At 39.0% G+C, this 8,670-nt stretch carries 7 protein-coding genes; 2 read left to right on the plus strand and 5 right to left on the minus strand.

The features are described 5' to 3' along the window. Positions 1-276: 276 nt before the first annotated feature. Positions 277-2,730, plus strand: coding sequence for a T9SS type B sorting domain-containing protein (locus A9996_RS14435; protein WP_157487224.1), 2,454 nt, complete (start codon positions 277-279; stop codon positions 2,728-2,730). Positions 2,731-2,756: 26 nt separating this feature from the next. On the opposite strand, the gene A9996_RS14440 is transcribed toward A9996_RS14435, so the two are convergent. Then, positions 2,757-3,254: a phage tail protein gene (locus A9996_RS14440; protein ID WP_066436533.1), complete on the minus strand. Its 498-nt coding sequence runs from the start codon at positions 3,252-3,254 to the stop codon at positions 2,757-2,759. A 73-nt stretch (positions 3,255-3,327) separates the two neighbouring features. Beyond that, a complete protein-coding gene (locus tag A9996_RS14445) occupies positions 3,328-4,005 on the minus strand; it encodes an SIR2 family NAD-dependent protein deacylase (protein ID WP_066436536.1) in 678 nt (225 codons plus the stop codon). A 204-nt stretch (positions 4,006-4,209) separates the two neighbouring features. On the opposite strand from A9996_RS14445, the gene A9996_RS14450 reads away from it, so the two are divergent. Beyond that, entirely contained in the window at positions 4,210-4,872 is a 663-nt protein-coding gene (locus A9996_RS14450; RefSeq protein ID WP_066436539.1) for a TrmH family RNA methyltransferase, read from the plus strand. Here A9996_RS14450 and A9996_RS14455 read toward each other — a convergent pair. The 3 genes from A9996_RS14455 to A9996_RS14465 form a co-directional block, all read right to left on the minus strand. Further along, positions 4,869-5,645, minus strand: a complete 777-nt coding sequence (locus A9996_RS14455) for a carboxypeptidase-like regulatory domain-containing protein (RefSeq protein WP_066436541.1) — start codon at positions 5,643-5,645, stop codon at positions 4,869-4,871. The two genes, A9996_RS14450 and A9996_RS14455, sit on opposite strands and share 4 nt — an antisense overlap. Positions 5,646-5,893: 248 nt before the next feature. Continuing rightward, positions 5,894-7,762, minus strand: coding sequence for a DEAD/DEAH box helicase (locus A9996_RS14460; protein WP_066436544.1), 1,869 nt, complete (start codon positions 7,760-7,762; stop codon positions 5,894-5,896). A gap of 172 nt (positions 7,763-7,934) precedes the next feature. After that, positions 7,935-8,510, minus strand: a complete 576-nt coding sequence (locus tag A9996_RS14465; protein ID WP_066436547.1) for a non-canonical purine NTP diphosphatase — start codon at positions 8,508-8,510, stop codon at positions 7,935-7,937. Positions 8,511-8,670: the final 160 nt, after the last annotated feature.

Genomic DNA, 8,670 nt, shown 5'->3' on the forward strand with positions numbered 1-8,670 from the left:
TTATGTGAATCCAAATTCACTGGTTGCCTTTATAATTTTCAAACAATAAATTTCCTAAAGATGAACAAAATACCATTGGCGTAAAATTCGCTTTTCTGCCAAAACCCTATGAAGGAAGCTTTGTCTAAATTGAAAGTTAATTTCAAATAGTTGGTGATCTCAAAATTCCCTACTTTTTATTTGTTACTTTTAAGGCGCCATAAATTAAATACCGCTTTATAGTGTCTAAAAACTCCCTTATTTACTTTTCTTTTTTTCTTGTTTTTTGGCAGTGCATTGAGTTGGTCACAAAATATACCACCTATAATTGAGGCCAATGGAGACCAGGTGTATTGTCCGTTGACCCAGATTCCTGTAGCTACGGCATTTAATATTATCGATCCTGATGACGCGACTCTGTCAGAATTGTTTATTCAAATTTCTACTGGCTATGTCATCAATCAAGATCAATTGCGATTAACTGGGTCACATCCCACCATTACCACATCGTGGAATACTGTTGAAGGAAAATTGACACTGGCGGGCGTTGGTAATGCTCCCATAATGCATTCTGATTTGATAAACGCTGTGTTAGAGGTAGTTTTTGAAAGCACTTCATCTGCAATTTCGGGTGATCGTTTTTTTTCTTTTTCTATCGGCAATGCAAATTATTTGCCTTCAACAGGCCATTATTATGAGTTTATTCCCTCAATAGGAATCACGTGGAAGGATGCCAAAACCGCAGCCTCCGCATTGAGCTATTACGGAATGCAAGGCTATTTGGCAACCATTGGATCTGCTGCAGAATCGCAGTTGGCAGGAAAACAAGCCTCTGGTGCAGGCTGGATAGGAGGCACGGATGAAGCAATAGAAGGCGTCTGGAAATGGGCTACCGGTCCTGAAACGGGAACGATTTTTTGGAATGGCGCCAGTAACGGCTCATCAGCCGCCGGACAATATGCCAACTGGAACGCAAATGAACCTAACAATTTAGGAAATGAAAACTATGCGCATATTACGGCTCCTGGAATCGGCATAAGAGGCTCTTGGAACGATTTGAGCAATACAGGTGGCGCGAGTGGCGATTATCAACCAAAAGGTTTTATTGTGGAATATGGAGGGATGCCAGGAGATCCTGTTCTCGACATTTCTGCCAGTACTAAAATTTCTATAAACGCATTACTCAGCACCACTGGAGCAGAGCGTTGCGGCTCCGGAACCTTGGTTTTAAACGCAGTTGCACCTCTAGGAGCAGTTGTGCTTTGGTATGCCGCCCCAACAGGTGGCGCGGCATTGGCATCAGGCACTAATTTTACAACACCTTTATTATCAACAACCACTACCTTTTACGCCTTGGCTTCTTCTGGTGGCTGCACCAATGGCTCCAGAACTCCGGTGGTAGCTAGGATTAAAGAAGTGGCCATAATTGCTTCTTCAGTTACCTATAAAAACTGTGATGTAGATGGTATTGCTGATGGACTTACAGATTTCAATTTGAACGAAATTGATGCCCTCATAAACCCAACGCATGCGGCTGATCTAAATATTAGTTACCATCTCACAATTGGCAATGCAAATGCAAATTTAGAGGCAATTGATCCATCACAATTTAACAATGCTATAGCCTCCACACTTTACGCTCGCGTGGAAAATACTAACGGTTGTTTTGATATTTCAACTGTTGATTTAGAAATTTCTACCACATCTTTTCCTAACAATTATCTTCAGGAGTTGGAAACCTGTGATAAGGATACTGTTAATGATGGTTTTCATGTATTTAATTTAAGCGCTACAGCCATTGATTTTCTAACTCAATTTCCTACCGGTCAGAATTTAAGTGTGCATTTTTATGAAAGCTTATCAGATGCGCAATTAGATCAGAATGAAATTGAAACGACTTCAAACTATAGAAATCAAACGCCATTTTCCCAACGCATTTATGTAAAAGTTGAAAGTGACGATGGTAGTTGTTATGGGGTAGGCCCGCATTTGCAACTCACGGTGCAGCCTTTGCCAAATTTTACAGTGGACCAATCGGAAACTTTTTGCTTGAACGGCGCACCAATTGTTTTGGAAACTTATAATCCTGATGACAATTACACCTATATATGGACTGATGCTACAAATCAAATCATAAGTACGCAACCTACAGCAACGGTTACTTCGGCAGGTATTTACAAGGTTACTGCAACATCTCTATTTGGATGTGAATCCTTACCAAAAACTTTTGAGGTTGTTGGATCTGGAATAGCCACTTTAACTGAAGATAGTATTTCCATTGACGATTTATCTGATACAAACACTATTACCGTTGACACGAGCACTTTGGGCCTTGGCGACTATGAGTTTTCTTTGGGAAGTATATATGGACCCTATCAAGATTCCCCAATTTTCACGAATGTTTCAGTAGGGGTACAAACGCTTTATGTGAACGATAAAAATGGGTGTGGAGTTGCTGAAATAGAGGTTTTTGTGATGGGGTTTCCTAAGTTTTTTACACCTAACAATGACGGGTTCAATGACACTTGGAATTTGAAGGGCTTTCCGGCGCACGTCTCACAAAAATCCTATATCGATATTTATAACCGCTACGGCCTGTTCTTAAAACGTATTCGTCTGAATGATTTAGGTTGGGATGGTTTTTTTCAGGGAAAATCACTACCGGCAACCGATTATTGGTTTGTGGCATATTTATCAGACCAAGATGGTCAAACACGCAATTTTAAAGGCCATTTCAGTTTGTTGCGATAGAAGGTGGTAACTAAAAGGTTGAGAAATTATGGCTCAACAGGCTCTTTTACATCTTTGTCACGTTCCCAACCTTCATGCTGTAGTACAATTTTTTCAAAAGCTATACATGATCGGTTGGCATCAAGTTCTGGTAAGGGTTGATATTCTGATACCCAACAACGGTAGACTCTGTAGGAGATAACTGGGGTGCCTTGCAAATTGAAAAGCTCAATGACAATATCTTTTTTATAGGTTGCAAGAGACATTGCAGCATCTGCGCTACTATTGAATACTAAATTGGCCCAATCTTCAAATTCAGTATCATGAGAAAGGCCGCGTTGAAGAGTTATGGGTTCAAAAAAGGTGTTTCCAGGAGACAATCGAGATGTACTGCTCCCGCCATCACGATGTTGTACCGATTCTGTGGTGCGCTTTAAAGCACTGATAGTTGATACAGCAGCAATATATCTTCCATCCCATTTTACTCTAAATTTAAAATTTTTATAAGGATCTAAACGATGGGTATTGACGCTAAACATTGTCATAACTGAATATTTTAAATATTAATAACATTCTAATATACAATAAGATAGTAATTAATACAAAACTGAACTAATTTTAAGTGCTCAATAATCTCATCACCTTTTTGATCCCCTTTGTGGCAGTTTCAGAAATAACCGTCAAATGACCACGGCTTTCCATTGCGGGTTTTGGATCTATAAAAAATGTTGGTGTCCCTTCGGGCACATAATGCATTAAACTAGCCGCAGGATACACTTGCATTGAGGTGCCAATAATGATCAACACATCTGCATTGGCGCATACTTCCATCGCTTTGTCGATCATCGGTACAGCTTCTCCAAACCACACCACATGAGGTCTTAATTGATGGCCTTCAGGGCAAGTGTCTCCCAATCTAATATCGTGTTTGTGCTCAAAGCATTCCAAATCATTCACAATAGACCTGGATTTTAGCAATTCGCCATGTAAATGGATGACATCGGAACTTCCGGCGCGTTCGTGCAAATCATCCACATTTTGCGTCACAATAGACACTTTATAATCATGTTCAAGTGACGCCAAAGCAAAATGAGCGGCATTTGGTTGTACACTCAGCAATTGTCGCCGGCGCTGATTGTAAAACTCCAAAACAAGTTCAGGGTTAATTCTAAATCCTTCTGGCGTTGCAACTTCCATCACATCGTGGCCTTCCCATAAGCCATCAGCATCTCTAAATGTTTTTAAGCCACTTTCGGCACTCATGCCTGCACCAGTAAGTACAACAATATGTTTCATAATTCTAATTTTGTTTAGTATGCAACTGTGTAGGCTTTCAATTTATCTGTTGCACCCCTTTCTTAATTCTACAAGATACAATTTTCTATGTTTCAATAGTTTTCAAATCCCCTTCTAAACCAATTCCCAAAAGAAATATTGCCTATGGATTATGGAAGCGCATTATCTTTGCTTTATTATTTTTCCTAAAAATAAACCTTTTCAATGATTGACCTTCAACTTTTAGAGCATTTAGAAACCTACCTCACACCTCAAAGAAAAGCACGGTTTGACGCCGTGCTCCCAAATAGGACAAAGCATTTTACCGTGGCTACGGAAGATGTGTACCAATTGCACAACACAAGTGCGGTGATACGAAGTTGTGATGTTTTTGGCATTCAGGAAGTGCATATCGTTGAGGAGCGAAACTCTAAGCGTATTGATCATGAAATAGCTATGGGGTCTCAAAAATGGGTGGATTTGAAAAGACACCAAACGGTTAACGCCTGTATCAAAAACCTGAAGCAAAACGGCTATCAAATTGTAGCAACAACACCACACGAAAACGATCAGTTACTTGCAGATTTTGACATCACTAAAAAGTCCTGTTTCTTTTTTGGAAGGGAGGCTGAAGGTTTGTCTCAAGAAGTGATAGAAGTCGCTGATTGCTTTTTGAAAATTCCGATGGTAGGTTTTACGGAGAGTTTAAATATTTCAGTGTCTGCAGCAATTATTTTGCAGGATGTGACCAATAAGCTGCGACAATCTCGTGTCAATTGGCATTTATCAGAACATGAACAGTTGGAAAAACGATTGGATTGGATTTCAAAAACCTTGAAAAGTTATGATGAGATTGTAAACCGTTATTATGAAGAGAAGGGAGTCTAGTTATTTCTTCTGTTGCTTCTGCTTAATATTTTGTATTCTTCATAACATTCATTAATAGCATCTAAAATTTGAAGATCATTAGCAGTTTGAATGAATTCTCTAGAGTAGTTGCACTGACTCACAATTTCGTCCAAATCTATCCGGTCCACCTCAAGCAATACCATCAACATTTCACGGTCAAAACGGGACGCCAGTAAGTTTCTGATTTCATCGTCTTTTTTCATTTGCTTTAACTTCTGGAGTTCAATAGGTTTTTTCCCGAACATATTGTACAGAAAGTCAGCAGGGTTGAAAATAGCACCTAAAACCTTATTAACGCCACCTGTACTGGAGCCAGCTTCATAGCCAGCTGTAGACAACCCAGAAATACTGTATCTATAGTTGGTTCTCACGGGTACTTGCCTCATGTCAACCTCCAAAAAGCCGGTAAGTCTTAATTGATTGACGACCACCTCTTCCAAGGCAAGGGCGAGCTCAGTCATTTCAATTTTGGTTTCACCAAATTTCAGCCAGTCATTAGTAACCTTTACCTTAATGGATTTATAGCCTAAAAATGAAAAATGCAAAGTATCGTTGGCTTTTGCTTCAATTTCAAATTCTCCCGTGCTGCCCGTAGTGGTCCCAATAACCTGATTTAAGTTGACGATATTGACACTCTCCAAAATTTCATTTGTACTGGTGCTGTATACTACACCCTTAACGGCGGTAGGCTCCTGTGCCAAACTTAGTGAAGAAATAAATAGAAAAGCAGTAAGTACTAGTAGGTGCCTCATTGGTTTATTTAAGTGATAAAAGTAAGAAACAAAACTTAAAATGATGTTGAAATTTTATAATTTTCATATAACATTAACTTTCAGGATCGTGCCCAAGGTACGGCATGTGAGTTCAAGGGTTACACTGAAATTTAAAAAAAAACGAAGAGAAAAGATTAAACCCTTCACTTCGTTTTTATATTAGTCTTCAATCTTCGGTCCTCGGTCTTCAGTCCTCAGTCTTCGGTCAATAGACTTCAGTCTTATATCTAATCTTTACGTCTTGAACGTTTCTGTCTAGAAAAACTTGAGTCAGCAGCCGATTTTTCACTTGCGCCAGAACGTCTGTCTCTTCTATTAGGGCCTGAACTTTCTCCAGAACGTCTAGGCTTAGACTCCGAAGTTCTTCTATCACCTCCAGAACGTCTTTCACCGCGTGGTTTAAAATCACCACTAGAGCGTCCGCCGCCGCCGCTAGGACGTCTTTTGTTTCTGCTAGTGCCACCGCCTTTGTCTTCACTGACTTCAACATTTACAAAACGACCGTTGTGTTTATAATCGGTGAAGAAAGCCAATACTTTTTCTTGTAATCCTTTTTCGGTATTAAAGAAGGAGAAGCTATCCTTGACATCCACTTTAAAGACATCATCCCTTCCAAGATCCATAATATCTTTTAGAAAATCTTTCAGACTCATCCAATCATAACCGTCTTTCTTGCCAACATTGATAAAATAACGGGAAGAATCATCATTGCCACCGTAATCTCCGCCAAAATCACGACCAGAGTCGCCATCTCTGTCGCTTCCGCGAGACTCAGATACCGATAGGTTTTTTGATTTGTTGTAGTAGTTAAAGAATCGTGTGAATTCTACTGAGAAGAATTTTTTAATCAATTCATCTTTGGAAGTTTCTTCAAATAATTCGTTAATACTAGTCAGGTATTTATCAATCTCGTGATTGATTTCAGTGGTATGTATTTTATTTGCCAAAGACATCAACTGTACTTCGCAAATTTCCATCCCATCAGGAATTTCTTTTTTGTCAAAGCTTTTGTTAATGATGCGCTCAATACTTTTTATTTTGCGCAATTCGCTTTTAGAAACGATAACTATCGAGACCCCTGTTTTACCAGCACGTCCTGTTCTTCCTGAACGGTGTGTGTAAGTTTCTATCTCGTCTGGTAATTGATAATTGATCACGTGTGTAATATCATCCACATCAATTCCACGCGCAGCAACATCAGTGGCTACCAACATTTGGATTTGCTTTTTACGGAAAGAATTCATGACCATATCACGTTGATTCTGGCTCAAATCACCATGAAGAGCACCAGCATTGTAGCCATCTTCAATCAATTGCTCAGCCACTTTTTGGGTATCGCGTTTGGTACGACAAAAAATCACCGAGAAAATATCAGGATTAGCATCAGCCAAACGTTTTAAGGCTTGATAGCGGTCACGGGAATTCACTAAGTAATATTCGTGAGATACCTGATTGGTACTTTCATTTTTGTTACCTACGGTAATCTCAACAGGCGAATTCATGAATTTTTTCGCAATGTTGGACACTTCTTTCGGCATGGTTGCAGAAAATAACCAGGTGTTTTTGTCTTTAGGGGAATGGGAAAGTATATCAGTGATATCTTCATAAAAGCCCATATTCAACATTTCATCAGCCTCATCAAGTACGGCAAACTCAATTTTAGAAATGTCAACCATATTACGGTTGATCATATCTTTCATCCTCCCTGGGGTAGCCACAATAATTTGTGCCCCTCTTTTGACATCTCTTGCTTGGTCGCTAATACTCGCACCACCATAAATAGCGGTAACATTTAGACCTTTGCAATATTTGCCGTAATTTTTTAGTTCGTTGGTAATTTGTAAACAAAGTTCACGGGTAGGAGAGAGGATCAATCCTTGTGTGGTTCTACTCTCTATGTTGATTTTTTGCAACATTGGAAAGCCAAACGCAGCAGTTTTGCCTGTTCCTGTTTGTGCCAAAGCCACTAAATCTGTGTCTTTTTCTAATAAAATTGGAATTGCTTTTGCTTGGACATCACTTGGGGTTTCAAAACCCATGTCAGTAATAGCGCGTAAAAGGTCATCATTAAGACCTAAATCTTGGAATGTGTTCATTCGATTTAATAAGTATTCGATTATGTTCTTTGGTGTTACAATAGAAGCGAATCGACATACTTAACCTAAACTTCCAGTAACACATCCTCACCTTGAGGAAATTTTTCAAGGGGCAAAGATACGATTATATATATGAAAAATCCTAATTCTTAAACGATTGATTTATAATAATTTAAGAATTATTTAGAAAATTTATGAGCTGCTGGACAGCTTTTCCCCGGTGTCCTATGCGGTTTTTTTCTTCTGAAGAGATTTCAGCAAAGGTGTTTTCATATCCTTCAGCTTTGAAGATCGGATCATAGCCAAAACCACTATTGCCACTTTTATTCGTGGTAATTTCTCCTTTACAAATTCCGGTAAACGTATGCTGCCGTCCATTCAGTTCTAATGCGATGACTGTTTTAAATTGCGCTTTCCTATTGGACTGTCCTTTCAGGTTGGAAAGAACTTTCTGGATGTTGTCTTCTGAATTTCGTTGCTCACCAGCATATCGCGCTGAATAGATGCCAGGAGCGCCATTCAGCGATTCAATTTCCAAGCCCGTATCATCAGCAAAACACTCATACCCATATTTTTTTTTGACATATGCTGCTTTCTGTATGGCATTGCCTTCAATTGTTGCTTGCGTTTCAGGAATGTCTTCAAAACAACCAATGTCTTCCAGACTCAGTAGCTTGATGTCTGCAGGAATTAAGCTTTGTACTTCTTTAAGTTTATTGAGATTGTTGGTGGCGAAAACGAGTTGCATAATATAAAATGTGTTGGGTAAAGCGGCAACGAAGATACTAAATAAAATAGCCCTTACATGTTACGATAAGTTTTACAGTATACTTATTTATGTTTAATAACCTAGTTTTCGTAAGTTTAATTAATTTTATCAATTTCAATAGTAAGCCTTTTAATAAGCT

The sequence above is a fragment of the Gelidibacter algens genome, assembly GCF_001678675.1.
In the GTDB taxonomy this organism is placed as follows: domain Bacteria; phylum Bacteroidota; class Bacteroidia; order Flavobacteriales; family Flavobacteriaceae; genus Gelidibacter; species Gelidibacter algens.